Origin of the sequence: Bradyrhizobium icense, assembly GCF_001693385.1 — a bacterium.
GTDB lineage: Bacteria > Pseudomonadota > Alphaproteobacteria > Rhizobiales > Xanthobacteraceae > Bradyrhizobium > Bradyrhizobium icense.
Genome location: NZ_CP016428.1, coordinates 5,196,365 through 5,221,180, shown reverse-complemented (window position 1 = coordinate 5,221,180; position 24,816 = coordinate 5,196,365). Strand labels below are relative to the sequence as shown.

The 24,816-nt window shown below is 60.6% G+C and carries 26 protein-coding genes and 1 pseudogene; all 27 read left to right on the top strand.

What is annotated here, in order from left to right; translation table 11 throughout:
* Nucleotides 1–46: 46 nt before the first annotated feature.
* The 27 genes and pseudogenes from LMTR13_RS24700 to LMTR13_RS24580 all read left to right on the top strand — a co-directional run bounded on the left by LMTR13_RS24700 (nucleotide 47) and on the right by LMTR13_RS24580 (nucleotide 24,532).
* Nucleotides 47–841: an IclR family transcriptional regulator gene (locus LMTR13_RS24700; protein ID WP_083219184.1), complete on the top strand. Its 795-nt coding sequence runs from the start codon at nucleotides 47–49 to the stop codon at nucleotides 839–841.
* A gap of 44 nt (nucleotides 842–885) precedes the next feature.
* A complete protein-coding gene (locus LMTR13_RS24695) occupies nucleotides 886–1,962 on the top strand; it encodes a DUF917 domain-containing protein (protein ID WP_065730077.1) in 1,077 nt (358 codons plus the stop codon).
* On the top strand, nucleotides 1,959–3,542 hold the full coding sequence (locus LMTR13_RS24690; protein WP_065730076.1) for a hydantoinase/oxoprolinase N-terminal domain-containing protein: 1,584 nt from the start codon (nucleotides 1,959–1,961) through the stop codon (nucleotides 3,540–3,542). The genes LMTR13_RS24695 and LMTR13_RS24690 overlap by 4 nt, the downstream gene beginning before the upstream one ends.
* Nucleotides 3,524–3,844: a hypothetical protein gene (locus tag LMTR13_RS24685; RefSeq protein WP_057846008.1), complete on the top strand. Its 321-nt coding sequence runs from the start codon at nucleotides 3,524–3,526 to the stop codon at nucleotides 3,842–3,844. The genes LMTR13_RS24690 and LMTR13_RS24685 overlap by 19 nt, the downstream gene beginning before the upstream one ends.
* A gap of 61 nt (nucleotides 3,845–3,905) precedes the next feature.
* On the top strand, nucleotides 3,906–4,946 hold the full coding sequence (locus tag LMTR13_RS24680; protein ID WP_065730075.1) for an LLM class flavin-dependent oxidoreductase: 1,041 nt from the start codon (nucleotides 3,906–3,908) through the stop codon (nucleotides 4,944–4,946).
* Nucleotides 4,943–5,818, top strand: coding sequence for an FAD binding domain-containing protein (locus tag LMTR13_RS24675; RefSeq protein ID WP_065730074.1), 876 nt, complete (start codon nucleotides 4,943–4,945; stop codon nucleotides 5,816–5,818). Before LMTR13_RS24680 ends, LMTR13_RS24675 begins: the two co-directional genes overlap by 4 nt.
* Nucleotides 5,815–6,309 (top strand): (2Fe-2S)-binding protein, encoded by a 495-nt coding sequence (locus LMTR13_RS24670; protein WP_057846011.1) that lies wholly within the window; start codon nucleotides 5,815–5,817, stop codon nucleotides 6,307–6,309. Before LMTR13_RS24675 ends, LMTR13_RS24670 begins: the two co-directional genes overlap by 4 nt.
* Nucleotides 6,306–8,579, top strand: a complete 2,274-nt coding sequence (locus LMTR13_RS24665) for a xanthine dehydrogenase family protein molybdopterin-binding subunit (protein ID WP_065730073.1) — start codon at nucleotides 6,306–6,308, stop codon at nucleotides 8,577–8,579. Before LMTR13_RS24670 ends, LMTR13_RS24665 begins: the two co-directional genes overlap by 4 nt.
* The gene (locus LMTR13_RS24660; protein WP_065730072.1) at nucleotides 8,576–8,809 is read left to right on the top strand and encodes a MoaD/ThiS family protein; all 234 of its coding nucleotides are present in this window, start codon (nucleotides 8,576–8,578) and stop codon (nucleotides 8,807–8,809) included. The genes LMTR13_RS24665 and LMTR13_RS24660 overlap by 4 nt, the downstream gene beginning before the upstream one ends.
* Nucleotides 8,810–9,008: 199 nt before the next feature.
* Nucleotides 9,009–9,671: an NADPH-dependent F420 reductase gene (gene npdG / locus LMTR13_RS24655; protein WP_065730071.1), complete on the top strand. Its 663-nt coding sequence runs from the start codon at nucleotides 9,009–9,011 to the stop codon at nucleotides 9,669–9,671.
* Between the two features lie 29 nt (nucleotides 9,672–9,700).
* A pseudogene (locus LMTR13_RS43385) lies at nucleotides 9,701–9,796 on the top strand (AsnC family transcriptional regulator); the annotation flags it as partial.
* Nucleotides 9,797–9,832: 36 nt separating this feature from the next.
* Nucleotides 9,833–10,210 (top strand): Lrp/AsnC family transcriptional regulator, encoded by a 378-nt coding sequence (locus LMTR13_RS24650; protein ID WP_335622100.1) that lies wholly within the window; start codon nucleotides 9,833–9,835, stop codon nucleotides 10,208–10,210.
* 249 nt (nucleotides 10,211–10,459) lie between these two features.
* Nucleotides 10,460–11,224, top strand: a complete 765-nt coding sequence (gene cofE, locus LMTR13_RS24645; protein WP_065730069.1) for a coenzyme F420-0:L-glutamate ligase — start codon at nucleotides 10,460–10,462, stop codon at nucleotides 11,222–11,224.
* On the top strand, nucleotides 11,221–12,228 hold the full coding sequence (cofD, locus tag LMTR13_RS24640; protein WP_065730068.1) for a 2-phospho-L-lactate transferase: 1,008 nt from the start codon (nucleotides 11,221–11,223) through the stop codon (nucleotides 12,226–12,228). Before cofE ends, cofD begins: the two co-directional genes overlap by 4 nt.
* The gene (gene cofC / locus LMTR13_RS24635) at nucleotides 12,225–12,959 is read left to right on the top strand and encodes a 2-phospho-L-lactate guanylyltransferase (RefSeq protein ID WP_156795759.1); all 735 of its coding nucleotides are present in this window, start codon (nucleotides 12,225–12,227) and stop codon (nucleotides 12,957–12,959) included. Before cofD ends, cofC begins: the two co-directional genes overlap by 4 nt.
* Before the next feature lie 44 nt (nucleotides 12,960–13,003).
* A complete protein-coding gene (gene cofH / locus LMTR13_RS24630; RefSeq protein ID WP_083219183.1) occupies nucleotides 13,004–15,466 on the top strand; it encodes a 5-amino-6-(D-ribitylamino)uracil--L-tyrosine 4-hydroxyphenyl transferase CofH in 2,463 nt (820 codons plus the stop codon).
* A gap of 108 nt (nucleotides 15,467–15,574) precedes the next feature.
* Nucleotides 15,575–16,063, top strand: a complete 489-nt coding sequence (locus LMTR13_RS41065) for a hypothetical protein (RefSeq protein ID WP_156795758.1) — start codon at nucleotides 15,575–15,577, stop codon at nucleotides 16,061–16,063.
* Entirely contained in the window at nucleotides 16,051–16,560 is a 510-nt protein-coding gene (locus LMTR13_RS24625; RefSeq protein ID WP_065730066.1) for a YybH family protein, read from the top strand. The genes LMTR13_RS41065 and LMTR13_RS24625 overlap by 13 nt, the downstream gene beginning before the upstream one ends.
* A gap of 319 nt (nucleotides 16,561–16,879) precedes the next feature.
* Nucleotides 16,880–17,575, top strand: a complete 696-nt coding sequence (locus tag LMTR13_RS41855) for an alpha/beta fold hydrolase (RefSeq protein WP_236843493.1) — start codon at nucleotides 16,880–16,882, stop codon at nucleotides 17,573–17,575.
* Between the two features lie 2 nt (nucleotides 17,576–17,577).
* Nucleotides 17,578–18,492, top strand: a complete 915-nt coding sequence (locus LMTR13_RS24615) for a DUF1028 domain-containing protein (protein WP_065730064.1) — start codon at nucleotides 17,578–17,580, stop codon at nucleotides 18,490–18,492.
* 201 nt (nucleotides 18,493–18,693) lie between these two features.
* Nucleotides 18,694–19,434 (top strand): GntR family transcriptional regulator, encoded by a 741-nt coding sequence (locus tag LMTR13_RS24610; protein ID WP_197520898.1) that lies wholly within the window; start codon nucleotides 18,694–18,696, stop codon nucleotides 19,432–19,434.
* Nucleotides 19,431–20,219, top strand: coding sequence for an SDR family oxidoreductase (locus LMTR13_RS24605; protein ID WP_065730062.1), 789 nt, complete (start codon nucleotides 19,431–19,433; stop codon nucleotides 20,217–20,219). The genes LMTR13_RS24610 and LMTR13_RS24605 overlap by 4 nt, the downstream gene beginning before the upstream one ends.
* A 25-nt stretch (nucleotides 20,220–20,244) precedes the next feature.
* Entirely contained in the window at nucleotides 20,245–21,123 is an 879-nt protein-coding gene (locus tag LMTR13_RS24600; RefSeq protein ID WP_065730061.1) for an SMP-30/gluconolactonase/LRE family protein, read from the top strand.
* Nucleotides 21,124–21,296: 173 nt separating this feature from the next.
* Entirely contained in the window at nucleotides 21,297–22,229 is a 933-nt protein-coding gene (gene kce, locus LMTR13_RS24595; protein WP_065730060.1) for a 3,5-dioxohexanoate:acetyl-CoA acetone transferase, read from the top strand.
* A 387-nt stretch (nucleotides 22,230–22,616) separates the two neighbouring features.
* Nucleotides 22,617–22,847, top strand: a complete 231-nt coding sequence (locus LMTR13_RS24590; RefSeq protein ID WP_065730059.1) for a hypothetical protein — start codon at nucleotides 22,617–22,619, stop codon at nucleotides 22,845–22,847.
* A gap of 82 nt (nucleotides 22,848–22,929) precedes the next feature.
* Complete coding sequence (locus LMTR13_RS24585; protein ID WP_065730058.1) at nucleotides 22,930–23,523, top strand: DUF6088 family protein; 594 nt, start codon at nucleotides 22,930–22,932, stop codon at nucleotides 23,521–23,523.
* Complete coding sequence (locus LMTR13_RS24580; protein ID WP_065730057.1) at nucleotides 23,516–24,532, top strand: nucleotidyl transferase AbiEii/AbiGii toxin family protein; 1,017 nt, start codon at nucleotides 23,516–23,518, stop codon at nucleotides 24,530–24,532. Before LMTR13_RS24585 ends, LMTR13_RS24580 begins: the two co-directional genes overlap by 8 nt.
* The last annotated feature ends 284 nt before the right edge of the window (nucleotides 24,533–24,816 follow it).

Sequence of the window (24,816 nt, the reverse complement as noted above, 5' to 3'; positions counted from 1 at the left end):
GTTATTGTCAACTCGGTTTCAATATACGAAACATGGTGATTAAAAAGTGGGCGCAATCGAGAATGCTGCGGAAATACTTAGACTTTTTGGGCCGGGCAGGCTCGAAATGTCGGTGACAGATGTCTCGCAGCTGCTAAAGATGCCTAAAAGTTCAGCATCTCGACTGCTGAAAACGATGCTGCAAGAGGGGTTGCTGTCGCGCTCGGAGAACCCGCCGCGCTACAAGGTCGGAAATCTGCTTTTTGAGATTTCACGCCTCTACAAACTGAATTCTTCGTTGATTGATGCGGTGGATGAGGCCGTCAGAGAGATCAGCCGAGAGACCGGGCATACGGGGTATGTCTCGATCCTTGATGGCGCGGATGTTCTGGTCATTCGGATGTATCAGGGGTCTCACGCCTTGCGCGTGTTTACGCCGCTTGGCCAGCGCGCGCCCGCCTTTGCGACTGCGATTGGGCGCAGCCTGCTCGCGCGGTTTTCGGATAATGTGGTGCGCTCGCTTCATGCTGAAGGCGTCGCTCCGCCTTCGCCGCGCGCGCCTCAAAATGTCGATGAACTGGTGGTCGCTCTTGACCAGCCGCGTCGGTTCGGCTGGGCCGAGGCCGTCGATGAGGCGATCCCCGGAGTTGGTTCGATCTCCGTGAGTGTCTCCGATCCGGAACTCGGCGAGACGGTGGGCTTCTGCATTTCCTATCCCGCCTCGCACCTGAGTGACGAGGAGAGGAATCGCATGATCACGCTGCTTACGACTGCTGCCCAGCGTATCGCGCACCGCTTCGGGGATCAGTTCCTCGCTCAGCGGGCGCAGCGCGCGTTGGGCGGGGGTGGGGCTGCCGCGTGAACTTGTTTTTTATCGCTGCAAGTGGTGCGGCTCGGAGGCAATAGATGAGGCAATTGAGTCCAGAGGATATCGAGGCGCTCTCGGTCGGCGCCTGGATTCTCGGAACGGGTGGCGGCGGAAGTCCGTATCACGCGCTGCTGAACTTGCGGCGCTTCTACAATGACGGCGTTCGCATCAATCTCATCGACCCCGACGAGTTGCATGATGACGATGCGGTTGCGGTCGTCTCGGTTATGGGCGCTCCGCTCGTTTTCCAGGAGCGGCTGGTCGACAGCAGGCTGATCGCTCGCGCGGTCTCGGCCATGGAAGAGCATCTTGGCCGCAAGTTCAGGGCGGTGATGCCGGTCGAGATCGGTGGAGGTAACGGCATGCAGTCTTTGCTTGCTGCTGTCCATCTCAAGATTCCGGTTGTCGATGCCGATGCGATGGGCCGCGCCTACCCTGAAGCGCAGATGACGAGCTTTGCGGTTGGCAATCTCGCGCCTTATCCGCTGACCTCGATCGACCCGCGTGGCAATGAGGCCATCGTTGGCAAGACCCCTTCCTGGAAATGGATGGAACGTGTGAGTCGCAAGCTTTGCACAGAGTTCGGATCCATTGTTGCGACTTGCAAGGCACCGCGAACTGGTGCGGAAGTGAAGAAATGGGCAATCCCGCGCACCACATCCAAGGCTATCAATCTCGGAAGGGCTGTCGTTGAAGCCAACCGGCAGCATGCCGATCCGATTGCGGCCATTCTGAAAGCAGAATCCGGCAAGCTCCTGTTCTCCGGCAAAGTCGTTGAGGTGGAGCGGCGGACAACGGAGGGCTTCTTGCGCGGCCGCACCGTCATCGAGGGGCTTGGCGGGAACCACGGTAGCCAAATTCGCATCGATTTCCAGAACGAGTGGATCGTCGTGTGGCGTGATGGACAGGCGGTCGTGTCGACGCCCGACCTCATTTGCGTTCTCGACAGTGAATCTGGCGAAGCAATCGGAACAGAAACCATTCGCTACGGGCAGCGGACAACGGTGATCGCGCTTCCGGCTGCTCCGGTTTTCCTTTCGCCGCGCGGGCTCGACCATGTCGGCCCCCGTGCCTTCGGCTATGACATCGATTTCAAGTCGGTATTTTGCTCATGAGACGCATTGGTATTGACGTAGGTGGCACCAACACGGATGCCGTGCTGATCGACGACGGAAAGGTCGTCCAAGGCGTGAAGGTCGCCACCACGGCCGACGTCACCAGCGGCGTGGCTGCGGCCATCGAGGCGCTCGATCTGAGTGCCAACCTCACGGCCGGTATTGACGCTCTGATGATCGGTACGACCCACTTCATCAATGCGGTCGTTCAGCGTCGCCATCTCACGAAAGTTGCGGTGATCCGCATCGCGCTCCCAGCCACCAGCTCCTTGCCGCCCTTCACAGATTGGCCGGCTGGCCTCGCTGAGCTTGCCAATGGCGGCGTCTGGCAAATCGAAGGTGGTCACGATTACGATGGGCGCAGGTTCGCTACTCTCGATATCGCTGCAGCCAGACAAACTGCGCGCGAGATCAGCAATCGCGGTCTCAAATACGTCGTCGTCAACGCACTATTCTCTCCACTCGACCCTTCTGACGAAAAAGCGGTTGCCGCGATCCTGCGCGAGGAAATCCCGGATGTGTCGGTGACCTGCGCACATCTGCTCGGCGGGATCGGCTTGCTCGAACGCGAGAATGCGGCAATTCTTAACGCCTCTCTCATTGCGCTTGCCGAGGAGACCATCACGGCCTTCGAGCACGCCAAGTCAAGGGTCGGGCTTAACGCTCCCCTTTTTGTCACGCAGAACGATGGCACCGTCGCAGAAGCCTCTCGTGCCGCCGCATACCCGGTGTTCAGCTTCGCTTCCGGCGCGACCAATTCTATGCGCGGCGCGGCCTATCTCTCTGGCCTTAAAGAAGCAGTGGTGGTCGACGTCGGCGGCACGACGGCTGATTTCGGCCATCTGCGGAACGGTTTTCCGCGTGAGGCCAACGCGGTCGTGCATATTGGCGGTGTCAGGACGCTGTTCCGTATGCCGGACCTCGTGTCCATCGGACTTGGGGGCGGCAGCCATGTCGATCTTGATGGAGGCACGATCGGCCCACTTAGTGTTGGGTATCGCCTGTCCAAGGAGGCGCTTGTCTTTGGAGGGAACAGCGTGACGGCAACTGACATTGGCGTCGCCGCCGGATTGATCGACCTCGGCGATCGCAAGCGTGTGGCGCACATAACTGCCGATGAGGTGAGCGGCATTTTGCGCCGCTGCAAGGAGATGCTGGAAGAGAACGTTGATCGGATGAAGACAAGCGCCGAAGACGTCACCCTCATCGCGGTCGGTGGCGGCGCGTTTCTTGTTCCTGAAGAATTGCAGGGCGTCGGGCGTGTTGTCCGGGTTCAGCACGGAGGTTGCGCAAATGCAGTTGGCGCGGCCATCGCCCAGGTCAGTGGTGAAGTCGACCAGGTCTTCCAGGGTCTGACGCGAGATGAGGCCGTCGCTTCAGCGCGCAAGCTTGCCGATACCCGAGCGGTGGAGGCCGGTGCGGAGTCGGCCTCGCTCGCTCTGGTCGAGGCAGAGGACACCCCGATCGCCTATCTGCCAGGAAATGCGATGCGCGTCCGCGTCAAAGTCGTCGGAGATATTCGTTCAACCCGTATTGAGAAAGCAGCCAAGGAGAAAGTCGCATGCCAGTCCGTTTCCTGATCAGCACGCTAAAGCCTGGGGTCGATCCAGCCGAATACGAGGCATGGGTGCGCGAGCGCGACTACGCTCTTGTACGCAGCCTCGACAATTATGTGAGCTACAAGGTGCACCGCATTCGTCGCCCCATCCAGGGTGCCGAAAATTCAACGTGGCAGTACATCGAGCGGATCGAAGTCAAGAGCCTCGAGCAACATGATAAGGATCTGGCCTCGCCGGCCGGCGTTGCTCTGCGAGAGGAGCTTTATGGCAAGTTTCTCGATCGCTCGAAGAACATCTATTTCGTCAGCGATGAGATAGAATGATATCTTCGTCGCATTGAGCTCTGCCTGACCCAAGACGGAAGCCGCAAAACAGGACACCAAGATGACCCTCGATCTGCTAATTCTCGGCAACGCGCCCATGATCAAGATGCTTGATCGCGTCAAGCTCGCCGAAGCGAGTGGCTACGATACGGTCTGGCTTGCCGATGAACGATTTTATCGGGAGGTCTATTCCTGCCTGAGCTATTTTGCTCAAAACACGTCGCGGGTCAGGCTCGGACCTTGTGTAACGGACCCCTATGCAAGGCACCCCGCGTTGACGGCTATGGCGATTGCGACGCTTGACGAGATTTCCAACAAGCGCGCAATTCTGGGTATCGGCGCCGGGATTTCGGGCTTTGCTGAGCTTGGCATCGATCGGAAGAAGCCTGCGCGCGCGATAAGCGAAGCGATCGAGGTCATTCGCATGCTTCTGCGAGGCGAGACTGTCGCCTATGAGGGTGAGGTCATTCGGTTCAGGGAGGGCAAGCTGAACTTCACCCCGATACGCGCCGATATCCCAATCTATGTGGCCAGTAACGGGCCGCTCGGCCAACGGACCGCGGGCGCTTGCGCCGATGCCGCGTTCATGGAGGCAGGCGGCAACGCGGCGGAAGTCAAGGCGTTCCGTGCGAGACTGGATGAGGGGGCCAGGAAGGCCGGCCGCGATCCAAAATCCGTCAAACTGATCGTTCGCCTCAATGCCTGTATTGCGTCAGATGGTCAGGCCGCCCGCGACGCTCTGCGGCCGACGGTTGCGCGCTTGCTCGGTGCAGGACGTCTTAAGTTTGAAACAGCTGAAGAGCAGGGGCTCACATTGCCGGAGGATATACTCGCCACCGTTCAGGGGGCCCACTACGCCGCCGGCGTGACGCCCTATCTTCCTCTGCTGCCATACGTGACCGACCGCCACATCAACGCCTTCACTCTGGCCGGCAATGTCGAGGAAGTGACCGCGCGTGTGATCGAACTGCGCCATGCCGGGGTCGATGGCATCATCACCATGCCCTTCGCCGCCGAAGGAGGTACAATCGAGGACACGATCGCTAAGATGGGCTCTGAGGTCTGGCCTGCTGTACAGGCGAACGAAGGGGTAAAGCCATGAGCTTTGATCTTCATCGGCCGGCGACAGTCACGGAGGCCATTGACCTCGCTCAACGTTTCGCGCCGACCGCGCGCTATGTCGCCGGCGGGACCGATACGGTCATCCAGATCAATCGGAAGAAGATTGATCCCGCGCATCTGATCGATGTCGCCTGCCTGCCCGGCCTGAGCGAAATCACTGAGACCGCTGACGCATTCACCCTTGGCGCGCTGACCAAGTATCGCAGCGTGGAAACCCATCCTGCGTTTCAGGGTGATTTGCGGATGCTGCTGGAAGCTGCCAGTGTGGTTGGTGGTCATCAGGTCCGAAACATCGCCACGATCGGCGGCAATATCGTCAATGCTTCGCCAGCCGCTGATTTTGTGCCGCCGCTGCTCGCGCTCGATGCGAGTCTCGACATTACCGGCCCGACGGGACGGCGCTCTGTTGCCTTGCGCGACTTCATCATTGGCCCGGGACGAACCCATCTCTCACCGGTAGAGATCGTGACCAGCATCCGATTTGCCAAGCTTCCAGCCAGATCAGCAACCGCTTTCCTGAAGGAAGGGCGTCGGCGTGCGATGGAGATTTCGGTCGTTTGTGTTGCTGCTTGCTTGACGCTAGAGGCTTCGACCTCGCGTTGCGCTTCCGTGCGCCTGGCCATCGGCGCCGCAAGCCCCAAGGCGTTCCGGCCCGAACAGGCAGAAGGCTACCTCATCGGCAAACCTGCCGGGAAGGAAAGCTTTGCGGAGGCGGGCAGGCTCGCGGCAGAGGCTTCCAGTCCGATCTCTGATGTCCGCGCGTCGGCCGGTTATCGCCGCGGTCTTGTCGCCGTCATGGTAGAGCGCGCGCTGACGACGTGTTTGCAACGAATTCGGGAACAAAATCAATGAACCGGAAAATTCTCAATATCGTTGTCAATGGCGAGAGCCATCAAGTGCTCATCGAGCCCCATTGGACGCTGCTGCAGGTCCTGCGCAACGAGATCGGCATGATGGGCACGAAAGAGAACTGCCTGGAAGCAGAGTGCGGCGTCTGTACGGTGCTGCTCGATGGAAAGGCCATTAATTCATGCATCCTGCTCGCAGGCCAGGTCGAGGGATGCTCTATCACAACGATCGAGGGGATTGGCGATCCCGAGCATCTGCATCCCCTGCAGGAAGCATTCATCGAGTGCGGTGCTGTTCAGTGCGGCTACTGCATCCCGGGAATGATCCTGACGGCAAAGTCATTCCTTGATGAAAATCCGGGCTGCCGGCCCTCGCGCGACGAAATCAGGGAAGCGATCGCAGGGACCCTGTGCCGCTGTACCGGCTATCGCAAGATCATTGATGCCGTGGCAACCGCGGCAGACCGCATCGCACTCTCGGGAGCCAAGCAATGAGCGCACATAACCGTCGCGTTGCCGGTCACCGCCTACCCCGACGGGATGGCGTCGGCAAGGTTACCGGAAAACACGTCTATGCCGCAGATTTCAAGCTTTCCGGCATGCTCTACGGCAGAGTTCTGCGCAGTACGCGAGCGCACGCGCTGATCAAAAAGATCGATACCTCGCGAGCGGCTGCAATGGCGGGCGTACGGGGAATCATCACCTCGGCTGACATTCCACAGATCCGTTACGGAACGGCAGTGCGCGATACAACTGTGTTCGCAACTGATCGCGCGCTGTTCATGGGACACGCAATAGCCGCCGTTGCCGCCACCTCTCTCGAGATCGCCGAGCGCGCGGTTGCAGCCATTGAGGTCGAATACGAGGATTTGCCACCGCTGTTTGATCCGGAGGAGGCGCTCAAGAGCGATATCCGGATCCACCCGGATTGGGAAACTTACAAGGCGCTCCCGATCATTTCGAGAAACGGCAACATCGCAGGTCAAGCGCGCATTCGCGTCGGCGATGCCGAAGCGGCATTCGCAAAAGCCCATAAGGTCTACGACCATCGTTTCTCAACCGCGTTGCAGCATCCCGGATACACAGAGCCACGGGTTGCGACCGCCGACTGGGATGCGAATGGAATCGTGACCGTCTGGTGTAATACGCAATTGCCTTTTGATACGCAAACGACCTTGGCCGAGATCCTTGATCTGCCGGCCGCGCGTGTGCGGGTGACCGTGCCAGGCATTGGGGGCGGCTTCGGCGGGAAGCTAAGGATCGGCGTTGAGCACTTCGCAGCTCTCCTGGCGCGCAAGACCGCGCGCCCGGTCAAGGTGATGTCGACGAGCGAAGAAGAGCTCACAGCCGCGCTTCCCCGCCAGGCGTCCATCGTTCTGCTCAAGACTGCTGTCGACAAAGAAGGACATCTTCTCGCTCGAAGCGGCAGGATCATCGTGGATTGTGGCGCTTATGCAGGCTCAGGTCCGGGAACGGCTGCAATCGCGCTGCAGGTCATGGCAGGCCCTTACAAGACCGGAGCGCTCGCGTTCGAAAGCATGGCTGTCTACACCAACAAGGTCCATTCGGGCTCGTTCCGTGCTCCTGCGGGGCCGATGGCGAATTTCGCGATGGAATGCCAGATCGACATGATCGCGAAGGACCTCGGATTGGATCCTCTCGAAATGCGCCTGCGCAACGTCGTTAAGGAGGGAGACCCAGGTCCTTCGGGCGAGACGCACACGTCCGTGAGCATCGAGGAATGTCTGCGCAAGGCAGCCGATGCGATCGGCTGGCACGACCGCAATCCCGAGCCGGGACGTGGCAAAGGCATTGCCTGCAGCTGGTGGATGACGACTGGCGGCTCGTCCGGTGTCTATGTCAAAATCAATCCAGATGGAAGCGCGACACTTGTCAGCGGCGCCGTCGAAATTGGCACCGGCGCCATCACGGGCGCTGCTCAGGTGCTGGCCGAGGAGCTGTCCCTCGATCTGACGGACATCAACGTAACCGGGGTCGACACTCAGGCCGCTCCATTTGACTTCGGCGCTCAAGGAAGCCGCACGACGTTCTCGGTCGGCAATGCGTGTCTTGCGGCAGCTAGCGAGCTGCGGCGCCAGATGTTCGAGCTCGCAGCCAAGCAGCTGGAAGCGCCGATTGAGGACATGAAGCTGCAGGACAAACATGTGGTGGCCGGCAACAAGTCGATTTCGATTGCGGAATTGGCGCGCATCTCGCGTCTTGCCGGCGGCGGGCTCATCGCGCATGGCACGGCCATTTCGCCCGCGCCCGCTTATGATCCAACGCGTGTTCAGAACCATCCGCTACCGGTATGGAATACACCGAGTTACCATGCCCATGCCGTCGACCTGTCGGTCGATCAAGCAACCGGCAAAGTGACCATCAATCGCTATGTCGTGGCCCAGGACGTCGGATATGCGATCAATCCGACCTATATCGAGGGCCAGATCGAGGGCGGCGTGGCGCAAGGTATCGGCCAGGCGCTGTCGGAAGAGATCGTTTATCAGGACGGTCGCGTCATGAATGCGAACCTGACCGATTACAAGATGCCGACAGCGATGGATGTCCCGGAGATCGAGAGCATCATCGTAGAATGCCGCTCCGCTGCCGGTCCTTACGGGGCCAAGGGTGTCGGCGAGCCACCCTGTATCGAGCCGCCGGCTGCCATCGGAAATGCGATCGCAGCGGCGACCGGCTGTTGGCCGAACTCGCTGCCTATGACAGCTGAAAAGATTGTCGCTGCAATGCAGAAGCAACACTCATGATCCGGGTGGAGATTAATATGCATGGAAACCTCCGTCGGTTCTTGCCCGACGGAATTGGATCCATTCAGCTTGACCTGCCTGACGGAACGACGGTTCTCAACCCGATCGACTCCTTGAGCGCCGAGCATGAGGTCTGGCTGGCGTCGATTGGTGACGTGGTGGTGCCGTTGTCCGCCGAAGTCGAAGACGGTGCTGAACTCAATTTCTTTCCCTATCTTGAGGGTGGCTAGCATGAAATCCTTATCGTCCGGGAGGGCTCAAAAATGTTGACCTGCCGGCGAGCTGGATTTGAAGAGCCTGTGCACGTGTTGATGCGGCAGCCACTCACCTGTTGAGTGTTCGGTCTGGTATGAATACCGTCCGGCACACTCAAGCAAAGCAGAGTTTCGCGGAAGACGTCATGCCGCAAGCAAAGAAGGTGCAATCCACATGTCGAACGCTAACCTTCCTATTTTGTCAATCGTCGGCGGCACCGGCGATCTCGGGTCTGGCCTTGCCCGCAGCTGGAGTAGCGCCGGATACTCCGTCATTCTCGGATCCCGCTCAATTGAGCGCGCTCAGGACGCAGTCTCGCTCCTGAAGTCGGAAGGGTTCGCCAATGTCAGCGGCGACACCAACGCTGCCGCAGCTGCGAAGAGCGACATCGTCGTCGTTGCGGTTCCTTTCTCCAACTATGAAGCAAGCCTGGCCGAGATCAAAGATCCTGCCAAGGGCAAGATTGTCGTCACCGCGGTAGTGCCCCTCGTGCCGCCAAAGGTATCCGTCGTTCAGCTCCCGAGTGCTGGTTCAGCAGCCCTGATAGCGCAGTCGCTGCTTGATCCAAGCTCGCGCGTGGTCGGCGCCTTCCACAATGTCGGCTCGCAGAAGCTTCATGCTGGCGGCAAGGCAGACTGCGATGTCCTGGTGTTCAGCGATGACGCCGATGCCCGCAACCAAGTGATAACGCTCGCGGACGCTGTGAGTAATCGTGGCGTCGATGGCGGTGTCCTCGCGAATTCGACCGCGGCCGAGGCTCTAACCTCTGTCCTGATCGCGATCAACCGCAAATACAAAGTGAAAGGCGCCGGCATCTCGATCTCCGGCTTGACGTGAATGGAACAACGACAGGGGCTCTCGACGCTATGCTCTCAGCCCTCGATTCTCTCGACCGTAAAATTCTGCGCGAACTCATTCAAGATGCCCGAATAAGCCACTTGGCTCTCTCCGAACGGGTCGGACTGTCAGCGACCGCCTGTGCGAGGCGCGTACTGCAAATGGAGAAAGCCGGCATCATCAAGGGTTACGCGGCAAACATCGATGTGAATGCGCTTGGCTTCCCGCTGACAGTGATCGTTCACATCACACTTGATCGCCAAAGCGAGGATGCACTCGCACGCTTTGAGACTGAAATCCACAAGTGCCCCGACGTAATCTCGTGCCACCTTATGTCCGGTGCGGACGACTATCAGGTTCAAGTGCTGGCATGTGGCATGGAAGACTACGAACGTATCCATAAGCAGCACCTATCGCGGTTGCCAGGCGTTGCGAGACTGCAATCCAGCTTTGCAATGCGTACCGTAGTGAAGCGATCCATCTCTCCTGCTGCTCTCATAATGATTAGACCGGCTGGGACGCAGCGTAGAGGCAAGTGACCAACTGGGGTTAGCGGCCGTATGATGCAAGCGCGAAGAGGTTCATAGGCACTCCTGCAGGACGATCGAATCGAGAGAGCGTATCTGACAGTTGAGCACTTACAAGCTGCCCACGGAGAGGAAGATGGAATATAGCGGATTCGCAGTGACTGGGGGCACGTCGGCGGACACCATTTTAAAGGCGAGATGCACATGTGCGAGAATTAATAATCGGGAAGTGGGCAGCCGCGAAGGCAGAAAGGCCTCGCGATGACTAGGAGCGTCACTTATACCGCCCTTCGTGGGATCCCTATGGTGAGGCCGGACGACGATCTGGTGTCTATCATTGCGGATGGCGTTAGTAGCGCTGGCATCGAGGTCGCCTCGGGTGACATTTTCGTAGTTGCACAAAAAATCGTCTCGAAGGCGGAAAGTAGGTACGTTGATCTCGATGACGTGAGCCCTTCCGCACGGGCATTGGAACTCGCAAAAACGGTTGGAAAGGACCCGCGGCACATCGAGGTGGTGCTCTCGGAGTCAAGCGAGGTCATCCGCTCCAGGCAGAACGTGATCATCGTTGCTCACCGCCTTGGGTTCGTGATGGCGAATGCCGGGATCGATCAATCCAATATCGATCAAGGTCATAGTCATCGCGTGCTGCTGCTGCCAAAAGATCCGGATAACAGCTGCGAGCGCTTGAAGGCCGGGCTCGATCAACGTTTCGGCGTGAATGTCGCAGTGGTCATGAACGACAGCTTCGGTCGCCCTTGGCGCAACGGTGTTGTTGGGGTGGCAATCGGATGTGCAGGGCTGCCTGCACTTCAGAGTATGATTGGGGAGCCCGATTTGTTCGGACGGCCCATGCAGGTAACGGAGATCGCCGTGGCTGATGAACTGGCAGCGGCCGCGTCGTTGGTGATGGGACAGGCAGCCGAGGGACAACCGATCGTCCACGTCCGCGGACTGTCATGTCAGGCGCCGACAAAACCTGCCTCGGTTCTTGTCCGTCCGAAAGAGCAGGATCTTTTTAGATGAAGGGACCTTGTCATCTATCTGATGAGGGCGGTGTGGTGGCCCTCTGCGGGGGAGTCGGAGGAGCAAAGCTTGCTCTCGGCTTGCAGCACCTCCTCGGAGAACGTCTGACCGTTATCGTAAATGTCGCGGACGATTTCGAGCATCTCGGGCTACATATCTCCCCGGACCTGGATACAGTGCTTTATACGCTCGGTGGTTTGAGCGACCAGCAACGTGGCTGGGGTCGATCCGATGAGACCTGGAACTTCATGGAGGCTTTGAAGGAAATCGGCGGGCAGACCTGGTTCTCCCTTGGCGATCGCGACATGGCGATGCATGTGGAGCGAACCCGCCGGCGGCTAAGCGGTGAAAGTCTCACAGCCATTGCGATCGATATTGCAGGTCGCTTCGGTATCCGTTCAAACGTGCTGCCCATTACCAACGACAAGCTTTCCACCATCGTTGTAAGTACGGAAGGCGAACTCGAATTCCAACGCTACTTTGTTGGGCGGCGCTGCGAGCCGGCGGTCAAGCAGATCCGATTCAGAGGGGCGGAAAGTGCCCGCCTCACACAGGAGGTGCTTCAGGCTCTTGACGCTGATGATCTCCGCCTCATCGTCCTATGTCCGTCCAACCCTTATCTGAGCATCGATCCGATCCTGGCTGTTCCAGGAATGACGGAAAAATTGCGAGCGGCCCGTGTTCCTGTCATCGCCATTTCCCCGATCATAGGGGGCCAAGCCATCAAGGGGCCGACACGAAAGATCATGGACGAGCTCGGCCTTGAGGCCACAAACCGAGAGATTGCCAGACATTACGCCGGGCTGATCGATGGCTTGATCATAGACACGACGGATGCCGAGGGGGCTGCCGACCTGGGCATCGACGTGCATCTGGCACCAACATTGATGACTGGATTGCAATCAAAAATCGCCCTCGCGGAGCACGCCCTTATGTTCGGCGATAGCCTTCGAACAAAGCACAAGGAACGGGAAAAAGGACCCTTGAGCGGAGGTGTTTCGTGACCAGCCCTGATGCATGGGTAATTGTCCCGGCCAAGATGTTCTTGCGCGCAAAACAGCGGCTCTCATCAATTTTGACCGCATCCGAGCGCGCCACATTGGCGCGTACGATGCTGACCGATGTTCTTGAGGCAGCATGCAGTGCGCCGACGTCGAAGAAAGTCGCTGTTGTCACCAGTGCAGACGATGTTGCGCGAGAAGCAGCTCGCTTAGGCGCTGTTGTCATTGATGACGGCGGCGCGAACGGAACGAACGAGGCAATAGCGGCAGGACTCGCAAAGGTCGAAAAGAGGGGAGGCCGGCTTGTCGTCGCTCTGCCGAGCGATGTGCCCGCGATCTTGGGCGAAGATGTTTCAACGCTTCTTCAGGCCGCAGAGCGCAACCGCGTAGTGATCGTGCCGGCGCCACGCGATGGCGGCACGAACGCCGTTGCGTTCACCTTGGCGCGGCCATTGCAGCCGTGTTTCGGCCCCGACAGCTTTGCCCGCCACATCGCCGCAGCCGATCGCCTCGGCATCGCGCCCATCGTGTGCCGCAATGCAAGAATTGGACTTGATCTCGACAGTCCCGCCGATCTCTTTGATTTTCTTGACCTGAGCACGTCTACCGCGACCGATCGCTATTTGCGTTCCATTAATCTGGGGGAACGGCGACGTTGCGGATTTGCTGGATACAGCCGCCCGATCGTTGATGTGGGTGCCGGAAATGAGTTCGACGTTGGTTGCGCAAAATGAGGAAAAGCTCCGTTGTAATTCGCGGAGCGTGAGGAGTTCTGAAAATGGTGGATCGGATGCTTCTGGACAGGCTAAGGCGAAGCGAAATTTCCGCTTCCGAGGTCCGATCTCTGGTCAGCGACGTGTCTCTTTCCGATCTCATGGCGATGGCGGCATCGAGGCGGGATGAGGCCCACGGCAGAAAGATCTCCTACTCGCGAAAGGTCTTCATTCCGCTTACGCAGCTATGCCGGGATGTCTGCCACTACTGCACATTTGCCCATGCCCCCAAAAGAGGGCAGCGCGCCTACCTCACTATCGGTGAGGTGCTAGCGATCGCGCGTGCCGGTCGTGAGGCCGGATGCAAAGAGGCGCTATTTACGCTGGGTGATAAGCCTGAGCTGCGCTACGGCCGAGCCGAGCGTGAGCTGCACGAAATGGGGTTTGCATCGACCCTCGCTTACCTCCAAGAAGCCGCGCGCGCGGTTTTCTGCGAGACAGGCCTATTGCCGCACCTCAATCCAGGCTTGATGGAGGCCGATGATATCGCAAATTTGCGCAAAGTCTCCGTCTCGCAAGGGATTATGCTCGAGAGCGCCTCCGCGCGGCTATGCGAGCCCGGGGGACCGCATTATGGTTCACCTGACAAGGATCCAACAAGGCGGCTGCAGACGATTGACCTCGCCGGCCAGCTCTCTGTCCCCTTCACGACCGGACTGCTGGTCGGTATCGGCGAGACGCCGCTTGAGCGCATCTCGTCGCTGCTAGCATTGCGCAGTCTGGACGAACGCTACGGACACATTCAGGAAATCATTATCCAGAACTTCAAGCCGAAGCCGAATACGCGGATGAGACATGCGTCGGCGCCGACACTGGAAGAGCATCTGTGGACCATTGCATTGGCGCGCTTGCTGTTCCGACCCGATATGAACATCCAGGCGCCGCCCAATCTCAGCCCTGGCGTACTGGACATGATCTTGGCCGCTGGCATCAATGACTGGGGCGGCGTGTCCCCGGTCACGCCGGACCATGTCAATCCCGAGGCGCCTTGGCCGCATCTCGCGCGTCTTGCCGAGGCCACCGCCGAATGCGGCAAGAAGCTCGTCGAACGTCTCGCGGTTTATCCGGCCTATGCGCGTCAGTATGCACGCTGGACCGACACATCGCTGCAGCAAAGCTTGCTGGGGCTTATCGACGGAAGAGGGTGGCCGCGGTCGGACGAATGGTGCCCTGGAACGAGGGGCGATCCGCCTGCCAGCGACCTTGCGAGCCTGCATGAAGAAATCAAGATGCCCGCGATCATGAGCGGCCGTGTCGGGAGAATTGTCGCGAGGGCTCAATCGGGGACGCGACTTGACGAAGCCGAGATAGTTTCCCTGTTCGAGGCCGAGGAGGGCGATTTCACAGCCGTCTGCCGCGCCGCAGATGAGTTGCGCCGCTCCGTCAATGGCGACACCGTCAGCTATGTCGTCAACCGGAACATCAACTACACCAACATCTGTTACTTCAGGTGCCAGTTCTGCGCATTCTCGAAAGGAAAGCTCGCCGAGAATTTGCGCGGGCGGCCTTACGATATCGCGATGGATGAGATCGGACGGCGCGCCCGCGAAGCCTGGGAGCGCGGCGCGACCGAGGTTTGCATGCAGGGCGGCATCCATCCCTCCTACACCGGCGCGAAGTATCTTGAGATCTGCCGGACCGTAAAGCAGTTCACGCCTGAGATGCATATACATGCTTTCTCCCCGCTCGAGGTGTTCCAGGGCGCCAGGACGCTCGGGATTTCAGTTGATGAGTTTCTGCGGGAGTTGAAGAAAGCCGGGCTTGGCACATTGCCCGGGACTGCCGCGGAAATCCTCGACGACGAAGTCCGCGCCATTCTGTGTCCCGACAAGATCAACACGGCGCAGTGGCTGCGGATCATGGGAGCGGCCCATAGAGCGGGATTGCGCAGCACCGCAACCATCATGTTCGGGCATGTTGATCGTTACGAGCATTGGGCAAAGCATCTCTTGCGCATCCGGGATCTTCAGGCCGAGACCGGCGGCTTCACCGAATTCGTCCCATTGCCGTTCGTCCACATGGAAGCCCCGATCTATTTGAAGGGGCGCTCGCGCAAGGGGCCGACGTTTCGCGAGGTCGTTCTGATGCATGCGATCGGAAGGCTCGCATTCCACTCGAGGATCTCCAACATTCAGACGTCGTGGGTGAAGCTCGGGCAAAAAGGCATTCGTGCTTGCCTTGAAGCTGGCGTGAACGATCTCGGCGGCACGCTGATGGATGAAACGATCTCGCGCTCAGCCGGTGCCCAGCACGGCCACGAGATGGCTCCGAAGCAAATGGAAGCTCTTATCCGCGAAATAGCACGCCTGCCGCGCCAACGTACGACGGTCTATGGCGATGTTGCGCATGATCGCTATCTCGCGTCGCTGAACCCGCCAGCGCTAAAGCCGATTGTTACTGGACTAGAAGACCGCCTCGATAGGGGAGACGTGCCAGAGTCCCGTGCCACTGATTTTGAAATGACCTAGCGGAGCGGGGGCTTCGCGCGCCCTTTGGGCAACGCCGGAATGCCTCTTCCCAGCCCTTGACGCATATTTTGATTTGTGATCACATATCTAAGATTTGGAGGGCCCGGAGTGAGCCGCATTATCGCGCCAGCGCACGCTTTCGGCTGGCTATTGGTCGCCCACGTTTCGATCGGCCACCCATTTGCGCGGATGTTCGCCGTAGCACGCAGTTCAAGTTTGATGCGGGCGCTCGATGCGCTCTGTCGCAACGGCCATAGGATCAACGAATCCATCGTCGTTGAGTTGGTGGCGGTGCCTCGCGAGCTGTCCCGGTGCATCGTTGGCCTGATCGACGTCCTGCGATCACCGGGAACAGCATCATCGTCTCGCTTAAGGTCTCGCCATTTCGCGTTTTGCGGCGCGCGCGCTCAGCTGGTCCGCTTAGAACTGCTGCCCAGAAAGTCTGAAGACCGCCAAGGCTTCGCAAGCCCATCCAAGCAAGTACGAGAATCTGCCCTGGTCCTTGAACCAGAGGCCGATCAGGTCGCCAATCTGAGGGGGATCCTCGGCGGCCCATTTCACGATCACACCACCCAGGAGCATCCATGCCGACTGTAGATGAGGACCGAGCAGCCATTTTGAAGGTACACCGCGATTGGTGGGCCGCCAATTACAAGTGGGACATCCCCTTGATGCGAACCTGCTTCCCGAGTGGCGCCGCATTCTTGAATTTCAACCTGAGCGGCGATCCGTACTTCGGTCGCGAAGAACTTACCGCCTTCTGGGAGTGGTTCAAGGACACGCCGCGCTCGAAGCCTGCGGTCATGCACATCTGGCGTCTGGATGTCCGCGGCGACATGGCTTACCTGCTTTGCGAAGGCAACTTCGAGACGCTCGAGAAGCCGGAACAGTACCTGCGCAGCACCGAAATCTACGTGCGTAACGACGGAGAGGGAAAGCCGGAGTGGAAGATCTGGCACTTCCACTGCTCGGAGATGGCGCCAAAAGATAAGATCCGGCAGCCGTTCGGCGATAGCTATGCCACCCGCGGTGTGGGCTATCTACCGCCGAGTTTTGGCAAGAGCTTCTCGGTCACGGACGACCAAAAGCCATAACCCAAGCGACCAGCCTGTCGGGACCGCAGGACATCACACTCCGGCAGGACGGGCTGGTCCCGCCGGTGCTGCAAGGAAATTCAGAACAGATTTTGCAGCGGAAGTTCTTGTCCCATCTACCCCAGAAAAGCGGATGGACTGCGATGGCCGAGCATTCGTTGGAATCGGAGAGCGCCCCGCACTTGAGTGTCCTTTCCGCCGTTCAGGACGTCGTGCCCGTGGAGCATTCATGAGACGGCTCACTATCAAGCGACCAGTCGGTACGATTGCCGTCTCTTACTATGATGGGATGGATACGAGTAGGCTGCCAATCTTGTTCGTGCATCCGATCAATCTGAGGGGCTCGGCGTGGGCGGAGATCGTACCGGCGTTCGCCGACCGGTTCGCGATCGTCCCTGACATGCGTGGATTCGGTGACTCGCCGCCGGCCGAGCAATACGACATTGCGAGGTGGGCGAAAGACTGCATCGACGCCGTCGACCGGGCGGGCGTCGATCGCTTTCACGCCATCGGCGGCTCGCTTGGTGGAGCAATCTCAGTCTATCTCGCAGCCGCCGAGCCCAAACGGGTCATCTCGGTTGTTGCGGTGGGCAGCCAGCTCTACTCGCGAGATCCCGACAATGCGGCGGTGCTATCCACCCTCGAACATCACACCGTCACCGAGATGTTTGAATTAGTCCTGCCGAAATACGCCCTCGCTCCGAACGCATCCGCCGAGGTGGTGGCCAAGGCCATGGCATTGCGCAATCCCAACGGCAAGGATGACATCCGTCGCGTGTGGCGGGCCGCCTGCGCGGCCGATATTCGGGCCCTGGTGGCTAGTGTCAGCTGTCCTGTGACGGTTGTGACAGGCGAGTTCGACCTTACCTGCCCTCCCGCGGCCGGCGCGGAAATGGCAGCCATGCTGCGTGCTCCACACGTTCTCCTGCCGGGCATCGGTCATTTGCCGATGCTGGAAGATCCGCCGGCTTTGATCGCCGCGATCAAGGCGCATCTCAAACGTGTGGAGTCCTGAAGATGACGTATTCGATTGTCGCCAGAGACGCAATCACCGGCGAGTTGGGTGTGGCCAGCCAGTCGCATTATTTTGCTCTTGGGCGCGTTGTGACGTTTGCGCGAGCTGGCGTTGGTGCAGTTGCGACCCAGTCTTTCGTCGATCCAGCTTACGGGCCGAATGGGCTAGATCTTATGGCCTCAGGCGCGTCGGCGGAGCCGGCGCTCACGTCACTGCTCGCAAAGGACGCCGAGCGAGAACTTCGCCAGGTCGCGTTCCTCGATGCCGCCGGCGGGGCAGCCATGTTCACTGGCGATCGCTGCGTTCCGTACCGGGCTCAGCTAGAGGCCAATAACGTTGTGGTGCTGGGCAACATGCTCGCCAGCGACGACGTCGTTCCTGCCATGCTGACAGCATACGAGAACACTGCCGGCTCACTCGTCGAGCGTATGCTCGCGGCCATGGATGCAGGTGAGGCCGCCGGAGGTGACGCCCGTGGCCGAATGTCGGCCGCGCTCCTTGTGGTTTCTGCCGATACCGGTCCAGCGCCTTGGAGCAACCGGATCATCGATGTACGAGTTGACGAGCATCCGGCCCCGCTCGTCGAATTGCGCAGGCTCGCCAAACTGTGTCAGGCACACACGATCTTCGGTGCCTCTGTCTTCACACCTGGGCTGCTCTCGCGCGAAGCGGCAGCGACAGGTCCGCAGCTTGCGGAAGCACTGCGTACGCTCACGGACGCTCAGGCACTGATCGGCGCTGACCTCGAGCCAACTTTCTGGAAGGGTGTGCTGCTGATCCGCGCCGGCGAGATTTGCTCGGGAAAGAAACTCGTTGCCACCACGGTCGCGGGGCGACCGCAGTACCGGGCCTTCGTGGAGGGCCTGCACGCGGTCGGAATCCTTCAGCTGTCATCGAACGAACTGCTCGGTGCGTGAAAAGTCCAACCTCCTTGCCTCCGGTCCGCGGCTGTTTGCTGCCGCAGGCCCTCTGCGGTCTGGATGGGCCCCGTTCAAGCCGAGGCGATCGACAACGCTTCGCCCACGCGCAGTTCGGAATAGGCCACATAGAGCGCCCATCGAGGCACTGTTGACGGGATCTGCATAATGTGATCACATATCTCATATAAGGAGAGGACTTTGCAAAAGAGCAACATCATTGCCTTGCCGCCATTGCCATCCGTTGCCCGGGGCTCAATGACGGATCAGGTGTACCGGCATCTGAGAGATGGCCTGATGGCCGGCCGCTTTGCGCCGGGCCAGAGGCTGACAATCCGCTATCTTGCCGAGGCGCTGGGCTCGAGCCCAATGCCGGTGCGCGAGGCGCTCCGCCGCCTGCAAGCCGAAGGTGCCTTCGAATTCAGCGGTACGGCGCGGCTGAGCGTTGGTCAGCTGTCGGAGGGGCAGCTGCGGGATCTGCGCGATGCGCGCGTGGCGCTCGAGGGGCTGCTGGCGGAGCGCGCAGCCGCGCGCATGACGTGCGTCGATGATGCCGAGGTCAGGCAGCTCTACGGTCGGCTTCAGGCAGCCGCTGACGCAGTCGATGTGACCGCTTATCTCTGGACGAATTTTGCCTTTCACCGGCGGATCTACCAGATCGCGCAGGCGCCGATGATTCTCGGCGCCGTCGAGAATTTCTGGCTGCTCATTGGTCCCTGTTTCGTGCTCGTTGCGCCCGACGCTGCCCACCTGCAGCGCTCCATGGAGGCGCACCGCCAGATCCTCGATGCGCTGCTGGATCGCGACGCCCCCGCCGCCCGCGCGGCCGTGACAGACGACATCATGCAGGCGGCCAATTGCCTGTGTCGCGTTCTCGACAAAGCGGCCAAGCAGCGCTCCGTTGCTGCTCCAAGACGCGGGCGGGGAGATATACCGGCATGAGTGTGTTGCAGCGTCTTGTGCCTTACCCGGAGCTGCGTGTCCTGATCTCGGCAGGCGCGTCCGGTATTGGCGCCGCACTTGCCGGAGCCTTCGTTGAGGCAGGTGCGCATGTGCATATCTGCGACATCAACAAGGATGCGCTTGCAGCCTTCCGCGATCGGCATCCAAAGGTGCTTGCCACAATGGCCGACGTGTCGGACCGCGAGGCGGTAGCCACCGTCTTTCGCGCGCAAGCTGCGCGTTGGAGCGGTCTCGACGTACTCATCAACAATGCGGGCATTGCCGGACCGACCGGCGGAATCGACGCTATTGCAGAGTTCGACTGGCAGCAAACAATCGACATCAACCTCAACGCGCAGTACCGCTTCGCCTGTCCCGCGGTGCCGATGCTTCGCCAGTCGCGCTATGGGCAGATCATCTGCATGGCCTCCGTTGCCGGCCGGCTCGGCTATGCATGGCGTACCCCGTACGCCGCAACGAAATGGGCCATTGTCGGGCTCGTCAAATCGCTTGCCGCTGAACTCGGTCCCGAGGACATCCGCGTCAACGCGCTCTTGCCCGGCATCGTCGAGGGTCCGCGAATGGAAGGCGTGATCCGCGCGCGCGCCGAGCAGCTCCATACCAGCTACGACACGATGCGCCAGGAATACCTCAAGAAGATCTCACTGCGTCGCATGGTGACGGCCGAGGACGTAGCGGCGATGGCCCTATTCCTCTGCTCGCCAGGTGGACGCAACGTGACCGGCCAGGCGATCAGCATCGATGGGAACGTGGAATATCTATGAACCGTAAGAACGGGGAGGGGATGAATTGCAGATCGAGATCGTGGCGGATCTGAAGACGACGCTTGGCGAAGGCCCGCTTTGGGACGTCGAGCAGCAACGTCTGTACTGGATAGACAGCATTGATGGTCGCGTTTTTCGCGCGACCGCAGATGGACGCGAGCTTCGCGCCTGGGACGTCGGGGCGAAGATCGGCTCGATGGCGCTGCGGCGCGACGGTACGCATGCGCTCGTTGCGCTCCAAACGGGGGTGCATGATCTCGATCTGGAGAGCGGCGCGCTGACGCTGATCGCAACACCCGAGACACATTTGCCGCGCAATCGGTTGAATGACGGTAAAGTCGATCGCCGAGGACGTTTCCTGTTTGGCTCCATGGATACGCTGGAGGACGAGGCCTCCGGCCGTCTCTATAGGCTCGATCCCGATCTCTCGCTGCACGTCTTGGACGAGAAGATCATCGTCTCCAATGGCCCGTGCTGGAGCCCGGACGACCGGACCTTCTATTTCGCCGACACCTGGACGGGAGAGATCTGGGCCTACGACTATGACATCGAGACCGGTGCTGCGACGAAGCGGCGACGTTTCGCGCCAGTGGATCGTTCGAATGGCGGTGCGGCGGACGGCGCCACCGTCGATGCAGAAGGCTTTCTATGGCAGGCGCTGGTCTACGATGGAAAGCTCGTGCGCTACGCGCCGGACGGCAGCCTTGACCGCATTATCGAGATGCCGGTGCGCAAGGTCACGAGCGTGATGTTCGGTGGTCCAAATCTGGACATTCTGTACGTGACGTCCATGGCGAAGCCGCCCTTGCCGCGCTTTCCCGATGACGGACAGCAGCGCGGCGCGCTATTTGCAATCACGGGGCTCGGCATCAAGGGCATCCCGGAGCCGCGCTTCGGGAGCTGAGCCGGCCAAGACAGCTTCATCAAGCAGCAGGCAAGGGAGCTCCATGCTGTCCCCGCCACCGGGGGTGGCACTCCTATTCCCGCCGGCTTCCTGCCAGTTCCGGGCGAGAGGCTTGCAAAGCCGGAACACCTAGGCCGCCCCTTACTATCACCGATTCACTCTGGAGATTTTCGATGACCAAGACCGGCAAGGTCATTCTCACCTGCGCGCTGACTGGCGCGATTCACACGCCCTCAATGTCAGCGCATCTTCCCGTGACGCCGGACCAGATTATCGAAGAGGGGGTACGTGCCGCGGAAGCTGGTGCTGCGATCCTGCATGTGCACGCGCGTAACCCTAAGACGGGTCAGCCGGACCAATCGGTCGAAGGATTTCAGAGGATTTTGCCGGAGCTGAGCCGCCGTTCCCGAGCCGTGATCAACATCACCACCGGCGGCAGCCCATTCATGACGGTTGCCGAACGCGTGGAGCCTGCCCGTCGTTTTCGGCCCGAACTCGCCTCGCTCAACATGGGCTCCTTCAACTTCGGCCTGTTCCCGATGCTCGAGCGCTATCGCGATTTCACCCATCAATGGGAGCGCCGGCACCTGGAGTCTTCACGCAACCTCGTTTTCCGCAACACCTTCGCCGAGATCGAGGAGGTCCTCTCGCTGTGTGCGCCCGGCGGCACGCGATTTGAATTCGAGTGCTACGATGTTGGCCATCTCTACAATCTCAAGCACTTTGTTGACCGCAGTCTGGTCCGGCCGCCATTCTTCATCCAATCCGTCTTCGGCCTGCTCGGCGGGATCGGCGCGCATTACGAGGACGTCGCCACGATGCGCCGCACTGCCGAGCGGCTGTTCGGTGACGACTATGTTTGGTCGGTGCTCGGCGCTGGCGCGGCGCAGATGCGCGTAGGCGCCATGGCGGCCGCGATGGGCGGCAACATCCGTGTGGGCCTCGAGGACAGCCTTTGGGCAGGCCCCGGGAAGCTCGCCAGCTCCAGCGCGGAGCAGGTGAGACTAGCCCGCTCGATCCTCGCAGGACTCGGATTGGAGCTGGCAACGCCGGACGAGGCGCGCGCCATGCTGAAGCTGAAAGGGACCGGTGATGTCGGCTTCTGATCGTGCGGCCTGCTCCGCGGTCCGCAGACGAATGAGGCCGGCGATAAATCGAGTTAGGCGACGGTTTTGGAGGCGCCCTTGCCACGCGCGTGGCAGCAACGGAAACGAGATGGGCGGCCTGTTTGCGACGGCGACTCGGCGAACTAGGTCCAAAGTGATTTCCCATCCAGTTGGAATCCCGGCTGCACGAGAGAGACCAGAGCCGAGAAGCAGAGCATAGACACCGTTGCTCTCGAACATCGAGAATGCGAGCTGAGTTGCCTTCGATGGCGAGGACCGGCGTAAGGAGATGGAGGCCGCGATTACAGATGGCGCGACGGTCGTCTGGTGTCTGACCGCCACAAAGGGATGCGCGCCACGAACAGAATGCGGGGACGGGTAGCTGGCTTGCTGGGCGATCGACGCTTCGCCGACCAGTATGAGCAACTCTTCGACGTGCGGAGCACCTTCCTGCATGGGTGCGCCATGATGGCCATTTCGACGAAAGAGCGGGTGACGGCGCGGGCGTTGGCCCGCCAGGTCGTCGAGGCGCTGATCCTCGCGACGCTCGCGGGACCGATCGGCTCGCGGGAGGACTTCCTCGACGGTCCGCTCGATAAGGGCGCGCCCCTCATTTAGCCCGGAATGGACGAGGCCGGGGGCCGTCCGCCGGCTTGAAAGCTGTCAGAAAACCGCGTATATTTCTGACAGGAGAGCGGCCATGCAACGGTTAACCGAACAGATTCTCGCGCATGCCGAAGGGGTGCCGGAAGGTACGCCCGTGGCGGCTAAGAGCTTGCTCCACCTCGGTAATCGCGCCGCGGTGGATCAGGCCTTGTCGCGTTTGACCGAGCGGGGCCAACTGATCCGGGCCGGTCGGGGCGTTTATCTCCGTCCCATCACGAGCCGGTTCGGCACGCGGGCTCCCTCCGTCCAGCAGGCGGTCGAGGCGCTCGCCAGCCAGCGCGGCGAAGTCATCGTCCCGAGCGGGGCGGCGGCGGCCAATACGCTCGGCCTGACGACCCAGGTGCCGGTTCGGTCGGTCTATCTGACCTCCGGCCGGAGCCGAACGATGAATCTCGGCAAGCAGGTCGTCGAACTTCGTCACGCTCCGCGGTGGCAACTCGCCCTGGCTCACAAGCCGGCGGGCGAGGCGGTGCGGGCGCTGGCCTGGCTTGGGCCGGAGAAGGTGGAAGCCGCCCTGAAAACATTGAAGCGCAAGCTCCCGCCGGCCACTTTCAGTGAACTGGTTGCGGCAGCGCCGCAGCTTCCGACCTGGCTCGCGCGCAGCGTGGGAAAGGCGGCGCATGGCTGACGCCTTTCTCAACCTCCCGGTCGGTGATCGCCGCGAGGCGCTGAACGTTGCGGCCGATCAGTCGGGACGACCGGCGCACCTCCTTGAGAAGGATGTGTGGGTGGTATGGGCGCTCGCCACGCTCTACGGATCGGCGCTCGGCCAACATCTGGTGTTCAAGGGCGGCACGTCACTGTCGAAGGCCTACGGGGTCATCCGGCGTTTTTCCGAGGACGTCGATCTGACCTACGACATCCGGGCGATCGCGCCCGACCTGGTGGAGGCCAATGGCGAGGCGTTGCCGAAAACACGTAGCGAGGAGAAGCGCTGGTCGAGCGAGGTGCGCAAGCGCCTGCCGGAGTGGGTGGCGGGAACCGCGCAGCCGGTCATCGCGGGCGCGTTGGCGGCGGAGGCGTTGGTTGCCACGATCCGCGTCGAGGGCGAGAAGCTGTTCATCGACTATGAACCGATTGCGGCGGGCTCCGGCTACGTGGCGCCGAGCGTGATGCTCGAGTTCGGCGCGCGATCGACGGGCGAGCCGGCAAGTCTGCGGGATATCGCCTGCGACGCATCCGGCCTGATCGAAGGCGTAACGTTCCCGACCGCAAGGCCCCGCGTGATGCACGCCGAGCGAACCTTCTGGGAAAAGGCGACGGCGATCCACGTCTTCTGCCTGCAGGAGCGGCTTCGCAGCGATCGCTTCGCACGACACTGGCACGATGTCGTGCGGCTGGATGAGGCCGGTCTTGCGGAAGCGGCTTTCGCGGATCGCGCGCTGGCGAGCGCGGTCGCGCGCCACAAGGGCATGTTCTTCGCCGAGAAGGCCGCTGACCGCAGTCCGATCGATTACGCGGCTGCCGTGAATGGCGGTCTACAGCTCGTGCCTGGCGGCGATGCCGCGAAAGCGCTGGAAGAAGACTATGGTCGCATGGTCGAGGACGGTCTGCTGTTGGACGATGCCGAAAACTTCGAAGTGCTCATGGCGCGCAGTGCAGATATCGCGCGCCGAGCAAACGAGGCGGCGAAATAGAGATTGGGGGGAGCGCGATGGCGGATGTGAACAAGGCGGAGCCATCGAAGCTCACATTCAAGCGGCGTCGATGGCGAGAATGCTGACCATGAGTGGCCCGATGGGGCCGATATTGTCAGAAAGGCGTTGGCAGAGTCCCTAAACGCCAAGAATGTAGCATTCCTCTTGGGGGCCGGCTGTTCGTCGTCGTGGGTCAATGGCAAGGAGGTCGGCATTCCAACGATGGCGCCGCTCGCCAAAGAATTCACCGCGGCACCAAGGCGATCAATCGTTTCCGATAGCCG

Excerpts from the sequence above, each read along its gene's own strand:
- LMTR13_RS24695 (WP_065730077.1), top strand. The coding sequence starts at position 886 with ATGAGGCAATTGAGTCCAGAGGATATCGAGGCGCTCTCGGTCGGCGCC.
- LMTR13_RS24690 (WP_065730076.1), top strand. The coding sequence starts at position 1,959 with ATGAGACGCATTGGTATTGACGTAGGTGGCACCAACACGGATGCCGTG.
- LMTR13_RS24685 (WP_057846008.1), top strand. The coding sequence starts at position 3,524 with ATGCCAGTCCGTTTCCTGATCAGCACGCTAAAGCCTGGGGTCGATCCA.
- LMTR13_RS24680 (WP_065730075.1), top strand. The coding sequence starts at position 3,906 with ATGACCCTCGATCTGCTAATTCTCGGCAACGCGCCCATGATCAAGATG.
- LMTR13_RS24675 (WP_065730074.1), top strand. The coding sequence starts at position 4,943 with ATGAGCTTTGATCTTCATCGGCCGGCGACAGTCACGGAGGCCATTGAC.
- LMTR13_RS24670 (WP_057846011.1), top strand. The coding sequence starts at position 5,815 with ATGAACCGGAAAATTCTCAATATCGTTGTCAATGGCGAGAGCCATCAA.
- LMTR13_RS24665 (WP_065730073.1), top strand. The coding sequence starts at position 6,306 with ATGAGCGCACATAACCGTCGCGTTGCCGGTCACCGCCTACCCCGACGG.
- LMTR13_RS24660 (WP_065730072.1), top strand. The coding sequence starts at position 8,576 with ATGATCCGGGTGGAGATTAATATGCATGGAAACCTCCGTCGGTTCTTG.
- npdG (WP_065730071.1), top strand. The coding sequence starts at position 9,009 with ATGTCGAACGCTAACCTTCCTATTTTGTCAATCGTCGGCGGCACCGGC.
- LMTR13_RS24650 (WP_335622100.1), top strand. The coding sequence starts at position 9,833 with ATGGAGAAAGCCGGCATCATCAAGGGTTACGCGGCAAACATCGATGTG.
- cofE (WP_065730069.1), top strand. The coding sequence starts at position 10,460 with ATGACTAGGAGCGTCACTTATACCGCCCTTCGTGGGATCCCTATGGTG.
- cofD (WP_065730068.1), top strand. The coding sequence starts at position 11,221 with ATGAAGGGACCTTGTCATCTATCTGATGAGGGCGGTGTGGTGGCCCTC.
- cofH (WP_083219183.1), top strand. The coding sequence starts at position 13,004 with ATGGTGGATCGGATGCTTCTGGACAGGCTAAGGCGAAGCGAAATTTCC.
- LMTR13_RS24625 (WP_065730066.1), top strand. The coding sequence starts at position 16,051 with ATGCCGACTGTAGATGAGGACCGAGCAGCCATTTTGAAGGTACACCGC.
- LMTR13_RS24615 (WP_065730064.1), top strand. The coding sequence starts at position 17,578 with ATGACGTATTCGATTGTCGCCAGAGACGCAATCACCGGCGAGTTGGGT.
- LMTR13_RS24605 (WP_065730062.1), top strand. The coding sequence starts at position 19,431 with ATGAGTGTGTTGCAGCGTCTTGTGCCTTACCCGGAGCTGCGTGTCCTG.
- kce (WP_065730060.1), top strand. The coding sequence starts at position 21,297 with ATGACCAAGACCGGCAAGGTCATTCTCACCTGCGCGCTGACTGGCGCG.
- LMTR13_RS24585 (WP_065730058.1), top strand. The coding sequence starts at position 22,930 with ATGCAACGGTTAACCGAACAGATTCTCGCGCATGCCGAAGGGGTGCCG.
- LMTR13_RS24580 (WP_065730057.1), top strand. The coding sequence starts at position 23,516 with ATGGCTGACGCCTTTCTCAACCTCCCGGTCGGTGATCGCCGCGAGGCG.